This is a genomic window from Pacificimonas aurantium (genome assembly GCF_020092905.1).
Taxonomy (GTDB): Bacteria; Pseudomonadota; Alphaproteobacteria; order Sphingomonadales; family Sphingomonadaceae; genus Pacificimonas; species Pacificimonas aurantium.
On sequence record NZ_JAGSGB010000001.1, the window covers coordinates 55832 to 70881 of the forward strand.

A 15050-nucleotide genomic window follows, 5' to 3' on the forward strand; every position below is an offset into this window, starting at 1 on the left:
CCCGCATGACTGCCGAGCCCGTTCTCGCCATCGACGTGATGGGAGGCGACGAAGGTGCGCCTGTCACCATGAAGGCTGCCGAGCTCGCCCGGAAGCGCTATCCCGAGCTGAAATTTCTGCTGTTCGGCGATGAAACGGTCATCGGCGAACACCTGTCCGGTCTGCCCAAGCTGGCGGAACGCAGTTCCGTCGTGCACACCGATGTGGAGGTGAAGGGCACCGACCGGCCTAGCCAGGTGCTGCGAACCGCGCGCCGCTCCTCGATGGGGCTCGCCGTCCAGGCCGTGAAGGCCGGCGAAGCTCAGGCCGCCGTCTCCGCCGGTAATACCGGCGCGCTGATGGCGATGGCGAAACTCGGCCTGAAGACCATGCCGGGCATCGACCGCCCTGCCCTGGCCGCTCTCCTTCCCACCATGGGAACCGACAGCGTGATGCTGGATCTGGGCGCCAATTCCGAATGCGATGACGAGAACCTGATCCAGTTCGCGCTGATGGGCGCCGCTTTCGCGCGGATCGTTCTCGGCGTCGACGAGCCCAAGGTCGCCATCCTCAACATTGGCGAGGAAGAGCTGAAAGGCACCGACGAGCACAAGGAAGCTGCCGAGGCCCTGAAGATCGCCAGCCCCGGCCTTGCGATGGAATATACCGGCTTCGTCGAGGGCGACAAAATCGGCCGCGGGGATGTCGACGTCATCGTATCGGACGGGTTCTCGGGCAATGTCGCGCTGAAGACCGCCGAGGGGACCGCCCGGCTCGTCGTCGAATTGCTGCGCCGCGCCTTCCGCTCGAACCTGTTCTCGATCATCGGTTTCTTCATGTCGCGCCGCGTGCTGAAGCAGCTTCGCTCACATCTCGACCCGAACGCCCATAACGGCGCGGTCTTCCTGGGCCTGAACGGCCTGGTCGTGAAAAGTCACGGAGGCGCGAACATCGAGGGCTTCGCGAACGCCATCGGGGTCGCCCGCGACCTCATCACCGACGATATCGCGCACCGGATCCGCGAGGACCTGGCGCGCTTCGAGGAGCGGCGCGCCGTCCCGGAAGCCGCGCAGTGAGCGGCGCAACCGGCGCGGCAATCGGAAACGTCCGCGCACGAATTACCGGATCGGGAAGCTACCTGCCGCAGCGCGTGGTCCCGAACAACGAACTTACCTCCAAGGTCGAGACGAGCGACGAGTGGATCGTCGAGCGGACCGGCATTCGTCAGCGTCACATCGCGGCTGAGGGTGAGTTTACCTCGGACCTTGCCGTTGCCGCCGCGAGAAACGCCCTGAAGGCTGCCGGCCTCGACGCGACCGATATCGACCTGATCGTGGTCGCGACGGCGACGCCGGACCAGACCTTCCCTTCCACCGCGACGACCGTCCAGCACAAGCTGGGGATCAAGGACTGCACGGCCTTCGATGTGGCGGCGGTCTGCTCGGGCTTCCTCTACGGGCTCTCGGTCGTCGATGCGATGATCAGGTCGGGCCAGCATCGCCGAGCGCTCCTCGTGGGCGCGGAGACGTTCAGCCGCATCCTCGACTGGGAAGACCGTGCCACCTGCGTGCTGTTCGGCGACGGCGCCGGCGCTGTCGTCATGGAAGCCGATCAGGGGGACGCTGGCGTCCTTGCGACGCGGCTGCATGCCGACGGCACGCACAACCAGCTTCTCTATGTCGATGGCGGTCCTTCGACCACGGGAACCGTCGGCAAGCTGCGCATGGCCGGCAAGGAAGTGTTCCGCCACGCGGTCGTGAATCTCGCCGCGGTCTGCCGCGAAGTGCTCGACATGGCGGACCTCGACCAGTCGGACATCGACTGGGTCATCCCGCACCAGGCGAATCTCCGGATCCTCGACGCCACGGCGCGCAAGCTCGGCCTGGGCATGGACCAGGTGGTCGTGACGGTCGATCAGCATGCGAACACCTCCGCCGCCAGCGTGCCGCTGGCGCTCGACACTGCCGTTCGCGACGGCCGAATCAAGGCCGGCGATCTACTCATGCTGGAGGCGATGGGCGGCGGATTTACGTGGGGCGCCAGCGCGGTCCGTTGGTAACGGCTTTCCATCGCTGACCTGCTTTGCTAGCAGAATCGCGAACCTCAGGGGAACGCCATGACGACTTCACCGACCCTCACACGCGCCGAACTGGGCGAAGTCGTGCACGAGGAACTCGGCCTGTCCCGCAGCGAGTCGGTCCAGCTGGTAGAAACCGTTCTCGACACCGTCAGCGACGCGCTGGTCCGCGGGGAGAATGTGAAGATTTCTTCTTTCGGCAGTTTCATCCTGCGCGACAAGAACCGCCGCATGGGCCGCAATCCGAAGACCGGTGAGGAGGTTCCGATCGAGCCGCGCCGGGTCATGACCTTCCGGCCCAGCCAGATCATGCGCGAGAAGATCAACGGCAAAGACTGAGCCGCAGCGACGTGGCCAAGTCTCCCGACGCTCTGCGCACGATCAGTGAGGTTTCCGAAGATGTCGGCGTGCCCCAGCATGTCCTGCGATTCTGGGAAACGAAGTTCACGCAGCTGAAGCCCATGAAGCGCGGCGGCGGCCGCCGTTACTATCGCCCCGGCGACATCGCGCTCATTCGGTCGATCAACCGCCTGCTCTATACCGATGGCCTGACGATCAAGGGCGTCCAGAAACTGCTGCGCGAGCGGGGCGTGAAAGCCATCGCGAACGCAGAGGCACCGCTGGACGGTTCTGCTGCTCCGGCGGGCAGCGGAAACGGAGCCGCCACCGAAGACGCGCAGAGCGACCTGCCCCTGAACGTGCAGGTTCGCATCGCCGCGATCAGGGACCGGCTTCTCAGCGCCGCCAACGCAGCGGAATAGGTCAGGTAAGGCTGGGAGGGGGCCTGCCGGCCCCACCCCCCGAAAAACCTCGTCAGGCTGCCTTCGGCGCGGCCTCGCGGACACCTTCATCGACATGGTCGGCGAACTGGGCGAAGTTCTCGATGAACCGCTCCACCAACTCGCGCGCCTTGCGATCGTAGGCGTCCTTGTCGTCCCAGGTAGACCGCGGATCGAGGATGGCGGTGTCCACGCCGGGAACCTCGACCGGAACCTGGAAGCCGAAATTGGGATCGGCGCGGAATTCAGCGTCCTTCAGGCTGCCGTCGAGCGCCGCGTTGAGCAGCGCACGGGTGGCCTTGATCGGCATGCGATGGCCCACGCCGTGCGGACCGCCGGTCCAGCCCGTGTTAACCAGCCAGACGTCGACGCCAGCTTCGGCGATCCGCGTCTTCAGAAGGTCGCCATAAACGCTCGGATGCCGCGGCATGAACGGCGCGCCGAAGCAGGTCGAGAAGGTCGCCTGCGGTTCCGTCACGCCGATCTCGGTGCCCGCCACCTTCGCGGTGTAGCCGGACAGGAAGTGGTACATCGCCTGCTCGGGCGTCAGCTTCGCGATCGGCGGAAGGACGCCGAACGCATCGGCGGTCAGCATGATGACGTTCGACGGCGGCGGCCCCAGATTTTCCTCGGAGGAATTGGGGATGAAATCGATCGGATATGCACCGCGTGTATTCTCGGCCTTCGAATTGTCATCGAAGTCGAGCGTGCGAGTTTCCGGGTCCATGACCACATTTTCGAGCACGGTGCCGAAGCGCTTGGTCGTGGCGTAGATTTCCGGCTCGGACTCTGGGTCCAGGCGGATCATCTTCGCATAGCAGCCGCCTTCGAAGTTGAAGACCGCCGTATCGGACCAGCCATGCTCGTCATCGCCGATCAGCGTGCGGCTGGCATCGGCGGAAAGGGTCGTCTTGCCGGTGCCCGAAAGCCCGAAAAACACCGCCGACTTGCCGTTCGGTCCGATATTGGCCGAACAGTGCATCGGCATGATGCCCGCTTCGGGAAGCTTGTAGTTGAGAACGCCGAACACCGACTTCTTCATCTCGCCGGCATAGCGCGTGCCGCCGATCAGGATCAGCTTCTCGGTGAAGTTGACGGCCACGACCGTTTCGGACCGCGAACCGTGGCGTTCGGGATCGGCCTGGAAGGTCGGCAGGTCGATGATCGTGAACTCGGGCACGAAGCCGGCAAGCTCTTCGCGTTCCGGGCGGCACAGCAGGGTCCGGATGAACAGGTTATGCCAGGCAAGCTCGTTGATGACCCGCACCTTCACGCGGTGTTCGGGCTGCGACCCGCCGTAGAGGTCCTGCACGAAGAGGGTCTCCTTTTCGCCGAGGGCGGCGAGGAAATCCTCCTTCAGATTCGCGAAGTGCTCGGGCGACATCGGCTTGTTGCCGTCGTTGAACCAGACGGTCTCCGCCGTGGTATCGTCCTTGACGGTGAACTTGTCCTTGGCGCTGCGACCGGTGTGTTTGCCCGTCTCAACGACCAGCGCGCCGTCTTTCGACAGCAGACCCTCTTCGCGCGATACGGAGGTCTCGACGAGAGGGGCTGTCGTCAGGTTCCAGTGAATTTCGGCATTGGTCGCAATGCCCTGCTGCGAAAGATCATGGGCAGGAACGGTCGATTGGGCAGCCACGGGCTGTCTCCCCTATAGTGCATGTCGTGCAGAACGGCTCTGATCCGAAGGTGTCGGCCCGGCCTTTCGCTTTCGGTCGCGCATACACCGCGACTCGGAATTGGTCAAAACATGGCGGCTAGAATTAGCGTGCATAGACCCTGTCGAATCTATGGGTCAGAATGGAAGCCATGAGCGCGACGATCGCCTTGGTCGACGACGACCGGAACATCCTCACCTCCCTGTCCATCGCCCTGCAGGCGGAGGACTTCTCCACCCGTGTCTATTCGGACCCGGTGACCGCCCTGAAAAGCATCGCCGACAACCCGCCGGACCTGGCCATCCTCGACATCAAGATGCCGCGGCTCGACGGCCTGGAACTGCTGCAGAAGCTGCGCGAAAAAACAGATGTGCCGGTCATCTTCCTGACGTCGAAGGACGCGGAGATCGACGAAGCGCTGGGCCTGTCGATGGGCGCCGACGACTATATCGGCAAGCCCTTCTCGCACCGGCTGCTGGTAGAGCGAATCCGCGCCGTGCTGCGACGCGCGGCATTCCGGCAGCAGGACAGCGGCGACGAGGGGGGCGCCGACGACAAGCGCCTCGAACGCGGGCGGCTGACGCTCGACCTGGGCCGGCACCACACCAGCTGGGACGGCAAGGACATCACGCTGACGGTGACCGAGTTCCTGATTCTGGAGACCCTCGCGCACCGTCCCGGTTTCGTGAAGTCGCGCGAGCAGCTAATGGATGCGGCCTATCAGGATGACGTCTATGTCGACGACCGCACAATCGACAGCCACATCAAACGGCTCCGCAAGAAATTCCGCGCCGTCGATCCGGAGTTCGGAGCCATCGAGACCCTCTACGGAGCCGGATACCGCTTTGCCGAAGGCGGCAGCGGCGACTGACGCCGACGATAGCCAACTAAGATGGTCGCGCAGCTGGTCGCTGACCACGCGCATCCTGGCTGTGAACCTGTTCGCGATCCTGATGTTCGCAGGCGGCCTGGTCTATCTGGAAAGCTTTCGCGACAGGCTCCTCGCCCAGCGGCTGGAGGAGATGCGTGCCGGGGCGGTCCTGATCGCGGCAGGCATCCGCGACGACGCCGCGCCGGAAGTTCGCCGCCTGATCGCGGTTGCCGGCGCCGAGACGCGAACCCGGATTCGCATCTACGGGCCGGGCGGCGAAAAGCGACTGGACAGCTGGGACGTGGCGCCGCCCACCTATGCGCTGGCCGATCCCGCAACCGAGGACTGGCGGCTGACTGCCGCGCGAAGCATCGACCGGTCCATCGACTTCCTCGTCGGCGCAGAATCGCCGCCCTATCTGGACACCTCCCTGCCCGACCGCCGGCAGTCATATGCCGAGGCGGAAGCCGCGCTTGCGACCGGGCAGGTACAGGACGCGCTGCGCTTCGCGCCCGACCGCACGCCGCTGACCTACTCGGCCGTCCCGCTGGAAGGCGGCGAGGTGCTGACCATTTCCGCCAATGCGCAGGACATCACGCAGGTCGTCCGCGACGAGCGCGCGGTCCTCTTCGCGATTTTCCTGGGCGTCCTTGGCCTGTCGCTGATGCTCACCAGCTTTCTTGCGCGCACCATCGTCCGCCCGCTGAGGCGGCTGGCGCTCGCCGCCCAGCGGGTTCGCCTCGGCAGGTCGCGCGAAGTGACGGTGCCGCGCTTCAAGAAACGGCGCGACGAGATCGGCGAACTCGCCCGCAGCCTGTCCGACATGACGGCCGCGCTGCGCAGCCGTATCGATGCGACCGAGACCTTCGCCGCCGATGTGGCGCATGAGCTCAAGAACCCGCTCGCGTCGGTGAAGAGCGCCGTCGACAGCCTGGGCAGTGTCCGCGACGAAAAGCTGAGGGCGCAGCTGCTCGAGGTCGCGCGCGCCGACGTCCAGCGAATCGACCGCCTGATCTCGGACATCTCGGATGCCTCTCGGCTCGATGCGGAGCTTAGCAGGGCACGTATGGAGCCCGTCGACCTGGCGGCCATGGCAACGGCATTCTCGGAGCTTTACCAGGGCCGCGGCCTGCCGCGCGGCGTCAGCATCGCCGTCGAGCGCGCCGAGCAGAGCGCGTTCCTCGTGCCGGGGGACGAGTCCCGTCTCGGCCAGGTTGTTCGCAACCTGATCGACAACGCCGTCAGCTTCTCGCCCGATGGGGGGCGGGTGGAGCTTTCTCTCGAACGGCATGGCGACGAGGTGCGGCTGATCGTCAGCGACGAAGGACCGGGCATACCCGAGGGCGCGGAGGAAAAGATCTTCCGCCGCTTCTATTCCGAGCGCCCCGAGGGCGAGGGCTTCGGCCAGCATAGCGGTCTCGGCCTCGCCATCTCTCGCGCCATCGTCGAAGCGCATGAGGGCCGTCTGACGGTCGAGGCGGCTCGGGACGGCGGCCGCGGCGCACGGTTCATCATGAGCCTGCCCGCAATATGAGTTTTCGCATTCACGCGACCTGCGTGTCGATCGGCGGGCGCGGCGTTCTGCTGCGCGGCCCCTCGGGTAGCGGCAAATCGGACCTGGCGCTGCGCCTGATCGACCGCGGAGCGTCGCTCGTCAGCGACGATACCACCATCGTCGAGCGGACGGGGCACACCGCTCCCCTCCTTCGGCCGGTCGAGAAATTCGAAGGCGTGATCGAAGTGCGGGGCCTCGGCCCGTGCCGGGTACGGCATGCCGCCGCCGCGCCTCTTTCGCTGATCTGCCGTCTGGGATCGCGCCCCGCCCGCCTGCCGGCACCGCATTACCGCCGTTTCGGCCGCGAGACGGTTCGGGAGGCCTGCGTCGATGCGCAGCTCCCGTCCGCGCCGATTCTGATCGAGATGCTGTTGAACGGCGCGGCGCTTCCCCTAGACTGAGACGGGTGAGCAACCCGTCCGCCCTCGGCGAAACGCGGCGCCCCGCGCTGCTGATCGTCTCCGGACTTTCCGGCGCGGGAAAGTCGACCGCCTTGCGTGCGCTGGAGGATCAGGGCTTCGAGGTCGTCGACAATCTACCGCTGTCGCTCGTCACGCATCTTCTCGAAACGGCCGCAGCGGCGCCCTCCCTCTATTCGCGCCCCATCGCGGTGGGCATCGACGCGCGCACGCGCCGCTTCAACGCCTCGGACGTCGTCAAGAAAATCCGCAACCTCAACGAGGAGGGGTTTCCCACCCGGCTGCTTTTCCTGGACTGTAGCGGCAGCGAACTTATCCGGCGCTTTTCCGAAACGAGGCGGCGGCACCCGCTCGCCCTCGACCGGCCCGCCGCGGACGGAATCGCACAGGAGCGCGAGGTCCTCGCACCGCTACGCCGCGCCGCCGATGTGGTCATCGATACGACGGACTACTCGGTCCACGATCTGCGCCGCAGCATCACCCAGAAGTTCAGCAACGGCGAGCCCCGCAAGCTGACCGTCACGGTCATGTCCTTCGGGTTCGCGCGCGGCGTCCCGCGCGACGCCGACCTGATGTTCGACATGCGTTTCCTCTCAAATCCGCATTGGGATGAGGAACTGCGCCCGCTGACGGGCCATGATGCGGAGGTGGGAGCCTTCATTCGTGCAGATCCCCGCTTCGAAGGCGCAGTCGATCGTATCGCCGACCTGATTTCTTATTTGCTTCCCGCCTATCATGACGAGGGAAAGTCCTATCTTACAATTGCCATAGGGTGTACAGGCGGTCGCCATCGTTCCGTTTACACTGCGGAACGGCTTGCGGATCACTTGCGGGAGGCGGGGATCGACCCGGCAGTGATGCACAGAGATATTTCTGAATCAGCCGACTCCGGCGATGTGAGCCGGTAGGGGAAGTGTAGGAAGCCTATGATCGGAATGGTGCTCGTGACGCATGGAGGACTCGCACGCGAGTTCGTCAACGCGATGGAGCACGTCGTCGGAAAACAGGAACAGATCGAGGCGATCTGCATCCTTGCCGAGGACGATATGGAAGAGCGGCGCGACGATATCGCGGCTGCCATCGAGTCCGTGGACAGCGGCCAGGGCGTCATCGTCCTGACCGACATGTTCGGCGGCACGCCGTCGAACCTGGCGATCAGCCTTATGGGCGCGGAACAGTCCAGTGCCGTCGAGGTCATCGCGGGCATGAACCTGCCGATGCTGATCCGCCTGGCGAGCGTTCGCGGGGAAATGGATGCATCCTCCGCCATCGAGGCGGCGCAGGAGGCAGGACGGAAATATATCTCCGTCGCGTCGAAAATCCTGGGAGCGGCGGCCTGAACGTGTCGGTCTCGTCCCGGGTGGAAATTACCAACAAGCGAGGACTTCATGCCCGGGCGAGCGCAAAGTTCGTCACCATGGCCGACGGGTTCGATGCCCGCGTCACCGTCGAGAAGGACGGCAACCAGGCGGCGGGCACGTCGATCATGAGCCTGATGATGCTGGCGGCAGGTCCCGGCGATCATGTGGTCATATCGGCAGCGGGTCCGGAAGCGGAAGGCGCCATCGAAGCGCTGTCGGCACTCGTCGAATCGAAATTCGGCGAGGAATAGCGGCGCCCCCCAGATGCCGCGCGACATCACCAGCTTCTCGAACGCCACCGTCAAGCGCGTCCGCTCCCTGGCTCAGAAGAAGCATCGCATCCTGGAAGGCCTGTTCATGGCCGAGGGGCTGCGCATCTGCGCCGAAGCGCTGGAGGCAGGTCATGTGCCGCGCATTCTCGTCTCGCGCATCGGCGATACGCACGAACTCACCTTGCGGCTGGAGCGCGAAGTCGAGGCAGCGGGCGGTGAGGCGCTGCGCGTTCCCGGCGACATTCTGGAAAAGATTACCGGCAAGGCGAACCCGCAGGCCGTCGTCGGCGTGTTCGGCTTTCTCGAGACCGGCCTTGCGCGGCTAGACCGCAGCGCGTCGGGCATCTGGATCGTGTGCCAAAGCCTGAAGGACCCCGGCAATCTCGGTACGATCCTGCGCACCGCCGATGCCGTCGGCGGCGGCGGCGTCATCCTGCTCGACCAGAGCTGCGACCCCTTCTCCGTCGAGGCGGTGCGCGCCTCCATGGGGGCGATCTTCACGGTCCCGCTGGCACAGGCCGACGGACAGGATTTCTTCACGTGGCTGCGCAGCGGCCCGGGAATGCTGGTGGGGGCCAGCCTCAATACTGACCGGGACTATCAGGGCGTGAGCTATGCGCCGCCCACCTTCGTCTTCATGGGCAACGAGCAACGGGGCCTGCCGCCGGACTATGAAGCGGCCTGCGACGAGCTTGTGAAAATTCCCATGCGCGGCAAGGCCGACAGCCTGAATGTTGCCGTCAGCTGTGCGGTTATGGTGTACGAGGTCCTGAACCAGCAGCGGAGGCGCTGATGAGTACGCGGCAGACCCGGCGGATCGTGACCGGTCACGACGATGACGGCCGCGCCGTCTTCCTGGAGGACGGGCCCGCGCCCCGCGTGTTCCGCTTCGGCGACGACCGCGAGACGACCTTCACGGAGCTATGGACTACCGGGCAATGCCCGGCGCCGATCGAGGCCGGCTGCGAGGAGCCGGAAGAGGGACCGGTGACGCTCGCCCCGCCCCCGGGCGGCACACGCATCCGCATCGTGGAATTCTCACCTGAGGATGATACCGCCGCGCCCGTATCGCCGGAGGAGGCCCAGGCTCAGTTTGCCGCGATGGGCGCCGAATCCGCCTCCCGCCATAGCGGCGCCGACAGCCGCCATGCCTTCATGCACCGCACCGAAACCATCGACTACGGCATCGTGCTTGAGGGCGAGATCACGCTGATCCTCGATGTGGGCGAGACCGTGGTCAGGGCGGGCGACATCGTCGTCCAGCGCGGTACGAACCATGGCTGGGCGAATCGCTCGGGAGCGCCCTGCCGCGTCTGCTTCGTGCTGGTGGACGGCCAGTTCGACCCGGCGCTGAAGGACCTCTGAGGCGTCTTGGCGGAGGAATTCGACGAAACCGGAATCCTGAAACGCGGCGACGGCGGGTTCGAGCTGCTGCGCGACAATGGCGCGGGCCGCATCCGCCTGATCCTGCCGCGCACCCCCGTCGACCTGGTCGAGAAAAGCGTCCGCGTGACCGGCCGGCTGACCGAGGGCGGCGCAGTGGTCGACGCCGACGGCGTCGCGCCTGCCTGAACGGAAGCGCCGTCGCGGCTATTCGGCGGCTTCGCGATCGTCGGCGCTGCCGACTTCCAGTTTGGTGAGTTCACGCGGTTCGGTGGAAGTCGGCTCGAGCAGGTCGATATCCTTCTTCGGCGGCTCGATCTCCAGATCGCGAAAACGCCGGGCGGACGTCAGCACCTGGCTTTCGAGGCTGCCGACCATCTTGTTATAAGCGCCGGTGGCCTGCTCGAGGTTTCTGCCGACCCGCGCGACATGCTCGCCCATGGTGGCCAGCCGGTCGTAGAGTTCCTTGCCCAGCGCGGCGATCTCGCGGACGTTCTCGGCTGCCTTTTCCTGCTGCCAGACCATCGCGACGGTGCGCGCGATGGCGATGAGGTTGGTGGGGCTGGCAAGCAGAACGCGCTTCTGGAAAGCGCTTTCGAACAGCTCCTGATCGACCTCCAGCGCGGCAGCGAGGAAATTCTCGCCCGGCACGAACATGATCACGAAATCGACCGTGTCCTCGAACTGCGAGGTGTAGCTTTTGCGCGACAGCGTATCGACATGCGTCCGCAGCGCCTTGGCATGCGCCAGCATATGCGCGTGCCGCTCCTCGTCGGAGGCGGCCGCGACGGCGTCCTGATAGGCGACGAGCGAGCATTTCGCGTCGATCACGAGTACGCGCTCGCCGGGCAGGTTGATGACGACGTCGGGGCGAATGGCGCCGTCGCCGGTATCGACATGCACCTCCTCCTGAAAGTCGCAATGCTGCGACAGGCCGGCCATTTCGAGCACGTTCCTCAGCTGCTGCTCACCCCAGCGGCCACGCGACTTCGGGGCATTGCGCAGCGAATGGACGATGCGCTGCGCTTCCTCGGTCACGCGCAGCTGCCCCTCCTTGACGCCGGCGATGGCGGAGTTGATCGCGCCGAACATGTTGTGGCGCTTCTCCTCGACCTCCTTCAGCCGCTCCTGATATTTCACCAGCGTCTCGCGCATGGGCGCGATCAGCTTGTCGAGTTCGGCCCTGTTCGTCTGCAGCCCCTTGTCGGCAGCCTCGCGGTGGCGGACGAGCGTTTCCTCGGCGCGCTTCAGGAAGGCCTCGGTGGATTTGCCCAGCGCCGCATCGGCAAGCTCGGCGAAGCGCTTGTTGAGATCCTCCTCGCGCTTCTCGAACGCCTTCTCCTGCTCGGAAAGGCCGCGTTTCAGGTCGATCAGTTCCAGCCGGTGCGCGTCCAGCTCGTCGATCTTCGCCCGGTTACCGGCGATCTCGCCCCTCAGCGCCTCGATCTCGCGGACGCGCTCGTCGCGTGCACTTTCGGCCAGCGCCTGCGCACGCTCGGCATCGGCAATGGCCTTGGTCAGCCGCTCCTTGTCGCCGAGCGCGCCGTCGCGCGTCGCGGCATGGGCCGAGCGTTCCTCCTCATGACCGGCGCGCGCCGCATCGCGTTCGGACAGCGCCGAGCGCAGCGCCCCCTGCCGCAGGAACCAGGCGATCAGGAAGCCCAGGGCCAGGCCGCCGATCGCCGCCAGGATGAATTCGGTCGTCATGAAGCCCTCCGGAAGAACATAATAGGAACCTACGCAGATGAAGGGTGGCGGTAAAGCGATGCGCGGCCTTGATGGGAGAAAAAGGGAAGATCGCCATGCAACTCGAATTTGAGATCGTCGCGGACGGCCTGCGCTTTCCAGAAGGGCCCGTCTGGATGAAGGACGGGTCGATCATCCTCGTGGAGATCGAGGCGGGCCGCATCACCCGCGTCAGGCCCGACGGCAGCAAGGAAACCGTGGCCGAGCCCGGCGGCGGACCGAACGGCCTGGCGGTCGGGCCGGACGGCGCGCTCTATTGTTGCAACAATGGCGGCTTCGAATGGACGCGCGCAGAGGATCTGCTGATCCCCGGCCCGGCCCCAGACGACTACGAGACCGGCCGCATCGAACGGATCGACATCGCGAGCGGCAAGGTGGAGCGGCTTTACGAGAGCTGCGGCGGTTTCAACCTGTCTGGGCCGAACGACATCGTCTTCGAAATGAACGGCAGCGGCGCCTTCTGGTTCACCGCCCTCGGAAAGGTGCGCAAGGCCGGCCACGACCATGGCGGACTGTACTGGGCGAAGGCGGACGGTTCGGACATTCGCTGCGCGACCTACGGCCCGAACATGAACGGCGTCGGCCTGTCGCCGGACGGGAAGACCGTCTACACGGCCCTGACGAACGAACGGCAGGTCCTGGCTCTCGACATTACCGGCGTAGGAGAGGTCGGCCCCGGTCCGCTTGCCGGCTTCCCGGGACGCGTCGCCTATGGCTGGGGCGGCCGCACCCTGCTCGATTCGCTTGCCGTCGATGCAGAAGGAAATGTCTGCGTCGCCACACTGGTGGAGACCCCCGGCATCGCGTCGATCGACCCCGCCAGCGGCGAGATGGTCCAGTACGACTTTCCCGACCTTCTGACGACGAACATCTGCTTCGGCGGCGAGGACATGCAGGACGCCTGGGTGTGCCTGTCCACCACCGGCAAGCTGGCGAAGGTGCGCTGGCCGACGCCGGGGCTGCAACTGGCCCACTATGCGTGAGGGCCTAGTGAGAGGCGGCCAGCCCGGCTAAAGGCTGCCGCATGAGTGCGGCGTCCCTCCACGAAACCACGGAAGACGGCACCCGAAGGGTGACGGTTACCGGCCGGCTGACGGTCCGGTTCGCCGACGAGTTCTCGCCCCATTTCCGCGATCTGGAAGAGCGCCCCGAGCCGCTCCATCTCGACATAGCCGAGGTCGACCGCATCGACACGGTGGGAGCCTGGGTCCTGTTTCGCCTGGAGCGCGAACGCAGCGAGCGCGGTTACGACACCGATATCAGCGGCGTCTCCGAGAATGCCCAGCACATGATGGATCAGGTCGGGAAGGCGGCCGGCGACTGCCGCGTCCGCCCGCCGGAGATGCCGCGCTTCCTGGCTCTCCTGGACCGGCTCGGCGGCTGGATTGCCGAGGGAGTGCGTCAACTGGGCGCGTTCCTGGCCTTTCTGGGCATGACGCTCCTTGCCCTCGCAAAGATCGCCGCGCACCCGCGGCGCCTGCGCGGGGCCGCGATGTTCAAGCAGGCGGAAGCCGTAGGCGTGGCGGCGCTCGGCATCATCGGACTGATGAGCTTTCTCGTCGGCATCGTGGTGGCGCAGCAGGGCGCGGTGCAGCTACGCCAGTTCGGGGCGGAGGTCTTCGTCATCAACCTGGTCGGGCGCATCACCTTCCGCGAGCTCGGCGTGCTGATGACCGCCATTATGGTGGCGGGCCGTTCGGGCAGCGCGTTCGCGGCGCAGATCGGATCGATGAAGCTGGCCGAGGAAATCGACGCCATGCGCACCATCGGTATGCCGCCCATCGAAGTGCTGGTCGTTCCGCGCCTGCTCGCCTCCGTCATCGCGATGCCGCTGCTTGCCTTCTACGGCTCGATGATGGCCATCGCCGGCGGTGCGCTGATCAGCTGGCTGTCGCTCGGAATCCCGCCCTCCACCTTCATCCAGCGCATACAGGAGGTGGTGCCGATCACCGACGTCTGGGTCGGCCTGATCAAGGCGCCGGTCTTCGGCCTGATCATCGCCGTAACCGGCTGTTTCCAAGGCATGCAGGTGTCGGGGAATGCCGAGGAAGTCGGACGGCGCACCACCGCCGCCGTGGTGCAGGCCATTTTCCTCGTCATCGTTCTCGACGCCTTCTTCGCGGTCTTCTTCTCCGTCCTGGGGTGGATCTGATGCCCGACAGGATGAAGACCGTCATCGAGGTTAAGGGCCTGAAGAACCAGTTCGGCGATCAGGTCGTGCACGAGGATCTCGACCTGACCGTCAAGCGCGGCGAGATCATCGGCGTCGTCGGCGGGTCGGGAACGGGCAAGACCGTGCTCATGCGGTCGATCCTGGGCCTGCAGCCGTTCCGGGACGGCGAAATCACCATCTTCGGCAAGCCGGTCAGCGGCCTGGCCGAACGCGAGGAACTGGAAACGCGGCGTCAGTTCGGCGTCCTGTTCCAGAACGGCGCCCTGTTCTCGACCCTTACGGTGGCGGAAAACATCCAGGTTCCGCTGCGCGAGTTTTTCGACATGACGCCGGAGCTGATGAACGAGATTGCGGCCTACAAGGTGGGCCTGGTCGGGCTGGAAGCGAATGCGGGACCGAAATTTCCCAGCGAGCTTTCCGGCGGCATGCGCAAGCGTGCCGCGCTGGCCCGCGCGCTCGCGCTGGATCCCCGCCTGCTCTTCCTGGACGAACCAACCGCCGGTCTCGACCCGATCGGGGCGACCGCGTTCGACCAGCTGATCCTAGACCTCAAGCGCACCCTCGGCCTTACCGTCTTTCTCATCACGCACGACCTCGACACGCTGCACACGATTTGCGACCGCGTGGCGGTCCTGGCCGACAAGAAGGTGCTGGCCGTCGACACGATCGAGAATCTGATCGAGATCGACCATCCCTGGATCCAGAAATATTTCTCCGGGCCGCGGGGGCGCGCGGCCCTTGCGGCGGCGACGGAGAGCCCGCAAGGACGATAAGCCT

Annotated in this window: 18 protein-coding genes; 16 read left to right on the forward strand and 2 right to left on the reverse strand. The window is 65.6% G+C overall.

What is annotated here, in order from left to right; genetic code table 11:
• Positions 1–5 precede the first annotated feature (5 nt).
• Genes plsX through KCN53_RS00315 form a run of 4 tightly spaced genes read left to right on the forward strand, consistent with a single transcriptional unit; the run spans position 6 to position 2817 of the window.
• Positions 6–1055: a phosphate acyltransferase PlsX gene (plsX, locus tag KCN53_RS00300; protein ID WP_088711982.1), complete on the forward strand. Its 1050-nt coding sequence runs from the start codon at positions 6–8 to the stop codon at positions 1053–1055.
• Entirely contained in the window at positions 1052–2038 is a 987-nt protein-coding gene (locus tag KCN53_RS00305; RefSeq protein ID WP_224199259.1) for a beta-ketoacyl-ACP synthase III, read from the forward strand. The genes plsX and KCN53_RS00305 overlap by 4 nt, the downstream gene beginning before the upstream one ends.
• Positions 2039–2095: 57 nt before the next feature.
• A complete protein-coding gene (locus tag KCN53_RS00310; protein ID WP_088711981.1) occupies positions 2096–2395 on the forward strand; it encodes an integration host factor subunit alpha in 300 nt (99 codons plus the stop codon).
• Between the two features lie 11 nt (positions 2396–2406).
• Positions 2407–2817 (forward strand): MerR family transcriptional regulator, encoded by a 411-nt coding sequence (locus KCN53_RS00315; protein WP_088711980.1) that lies wholly within the window; start codon positions 2407–2409, stop codon positions 2815–2817.
• Between the two features lie 52 nt (positions 2818–2869).
• Here the strand turns inward: KCN53_RS00315 and KCN53_RS00320 are convergent, their stop codons facing one another.
• On the reverse strand, positions 2870–4474 hold the full coding sequence (locus tag KCN53_RS00320; RefSeq protein WP_088711979.1) for a phosphoenolpyruvate carboxykinase: 1605 nt from the start codon (positions 4472–4474) through the stop codon (positions 2870–2872).
• 170 nt (positions 4475–4644) lie between these two features.
• On the opposite strand from KCN53_RS00320, the gene KCN53_RS00325 reads away from it, so the two are divergent.
• Genes KCN53_RS00325 through KCN53_RS00365 form a run of 9 tightly spaced genes read left to right on the forward strand, consistent with a single transcriptional unit; the run spans position 4645 to position 10543 of the window.
• Positions 4645–5364 (forward strand): response regulator transcription factor, encoded by a 720-nt coding sequence (locus KCN53_RS00325; protein ID WP_088711978.1) that lies wholly within the window; start codon positions 4645–4647, stop codon positions 5362–5364.
• Positions 5339–6898, forward strand: coding sequence for a sensor histidine kinase (locus KCN53_RS00330; RefSeq protein ID WP_088711977.1), 1560 nt, complete (start codon positions 5339–5341; stop codon positions 6896–6898). The genes KCN53_RS00325 and KCN53_RS00330 overlap by 26 nt, the downstream gene beginning before the upstream one ends.
• A complete protein-coding gene (locus KCN53_RS00335; RefSeq protein ID WP_088711976.1) occupies positions 6895–7320 on the forward strand; it encodes an HPr kinase/phosphorylase in 426 nt (141 codons plus the stop codon). Before KCN53_RS00330 ends, KCN53_RS00335 begins: the two co-directional genes overlap by 4 nt.
• Before the next feature lie 5 nt (positions 7321–7325).
• Complete coding sequence (rapZ, locus tag KCN53_RS00340) at positions 7326–8246, forward strand: RNase adapter RapZ (RefSeq protein WP_224199261.1); 921 nt, start codon at positions 7326–7328, stop codon at positions 8244–8246.
• A gap of 18 nt (positions 8247–8264) precedes the next feature.
• Positions 8265–8678 carry a PTS sugar transporter subunit IIA gene (locus KCN53_RS00345; protein WP_088711975.1) on the forward strand — a complete coding sequence of 138 codons (414 nt, stop codon included), beginning with the start codon at positions 8265–8267 and terminating at the stop codon, positions 8676–8678.
• A gap of 2 nt (positions 8679–8680) precedes the next feature.
• Positions 8681–8950, forward strand: a complete 270-nt coding sequence (locus tag KCN53_RS00350; protein ID WP_397333595.1) for an HPr family phosphocarrier protein — start codon at positions 8681–8683, stop codon at positions 8948–8950.
• A gap of 13 nt (positions 8951–8963) precedes the next feature.
• Entirely contained in the window at positions 8964–9764 is an 801-nt protein-coding gene (locus KCN53_RS00355; RefSeq protein WP_088711973.1) for a TrmH family RNA methyltransferase, read from the forward strand.
• Complete coding sequence (locus tag KCN53_RS00360; RefSeq protein ID WP_088711972.1) at positions 9764–10336, forward strand: cupin domain-containing protein; 573 nt, start codon at positions 9764–9766, stop codon at positions 10334–10336. The genes KCN53_RS00355 and KCN53_RS00360 overlap by 1 nt, the downstream gene beginning before the upstream one ends.
• A 6-nt stretch (positions 10337–10342) precedes the next feature.
• The gene (locus tag KCN53_RS00365) at positions 10343–10543 is read left to right on the forward strand and encodes a DUF5818 domain-containing protein (protein WP_088711971.1); all 201 of its coding nucleotides are present in this window, start codon (positions 10343–10345) and stop codon (positions 10541–10543) included.
• Between the two features lie 18 nt (positions 10544–10561).
• Here KCN53_RS00365 and rmuC read toward each other — a convergent pair whose 3' ends face one another.
• Positions 10562–12061, reverse strand: coding sequence for a DNA recombination protein RmuC (gene rmuC / locus KCN53_RS00370; protein WP_088711970.1), 1500 nt, complete (start codon positions 12059–12061; stop codon positions 10562–10564).
• Positions 12062–12156: 95 nt separating this feature from the next.
• On the opposite strand from rmuC, the gene KCN53_RS00375 reads away from it, so the two are divergent.
• From KCN53_RS00375 to KCN53_RS00385, 3 genes are read left to right on the forward strand one after another with little or no spacing between them, the layout of a single operon-like run.
• A complete protein-coding gene (locus tag KCN53_RS00375; RefSeq protein WP_088713373.1) occupies positions 12157–13083 on the forward strand; it encodes an SMP-30/gluconolactonase/LRE family protein in 927 nt (308 codons plus the stop codon).
• Between the two features lie 41 nt (positions 13084–13124).
• A complete protein-coding gene (locus KCN53_RS00380) occupies positions 13125–14252 on the forward strand; it encodes an MlaE family lipid ABC transporter permease subunit (RefSeq protein WP_088711969.1) in 1128 nt (375 codons plus the stop codon).
• Entirely contained in the window at positions 14252–15046 is a 795-nt protein-coding gene (locus KCN53_RS00385; RefSeq protein WP_088711968.1) for an ABC transporter ATP-binding protein, read from the forward strand. Before KCN53_RS00380 ends, KCN53_RS00385 begins: the two co-directional genes overlap by 1 nt.
• Positions 15047–15050 lie beyond the last annotated feature (4 nt).

Bases quoted from the DNA above. Each gene is read 5' to 3' on its own strand.
- KCN53_RS00310 (WP_088711981.1), top strand. From the start codon at position 2,096: ATGACGACTTCACCGACCCTCACACGCGCCGAACTGGGCGAAGTCGTG.
- KCN53_RS00335 (WP_088711976.1), top strand. From the start codon at position 6,895: ATGAGTTTTCGCATTCACGCGACCTGCGTGTCGATCGGCGGGCGCGGC.
- KCN53_RS00345 (WP_088711975.1), top strand. From the start codon at position 8,265: ATGATCGGAATGGTGCTCGTGACGCATGGAGGACTCGCACGCGAGTTC.
- KCN53_RS00355 (WP_088711973.1), top strand. From the start codon at position 8,964: ATGCCGCGCGACATCACCAGCTTCTCGAACGCCACCGTCAAGCGCGTC.
- plsX (WP_088711982.1), top strand. From the start codon at position 6: ATGACTGCCGAGCCCGTTCTCGCCATCGACGTGATGGGAGGCGACGAA.
- KCN53_RS00325 (WP_088711978.1), top strand. From the start codon at position 4,645: ATGAGCGCGACGATCGCCTTGGTCGACGACGACCGGAACATCCTCACC.
- KCN53_RS00375 (WP_088713373.1), top strand. From the start codon at position 12,157: ATGCAACTCGAATTTGAGATCGTCGCGGACGGCCTGCGCTTTCCAGAA.
- KCN53_RS00385 (WP_088711968.1), top strand. From the start codon at position 14,252: ATGCCCGACAGGATGAAGACCGTCATCGAGGTTAAGGGCCTGAAGAAC.
- KCN53_RS00360 (WP_088711972.1), top strand. From the start codon at position 9,764: ATGAGTACGCGGCAGACCCGGCGGATCGTGACCGGTCACGACGATGAC.
- rmuC (WP_088711970.1), bottom strand. From the start codon at position 12,061: ATGACGACCGAATTCATCCTGGCGGCGATCGGCGGCCTGGCCCTGGGC.
- KCN53_RS00380 (WP_088711969.1), top strand. From the start codon at position 13,125: ATGAGTGCGGCGTCCCTCCACGAAACCACGGAAGACGGCACCCGAAGG.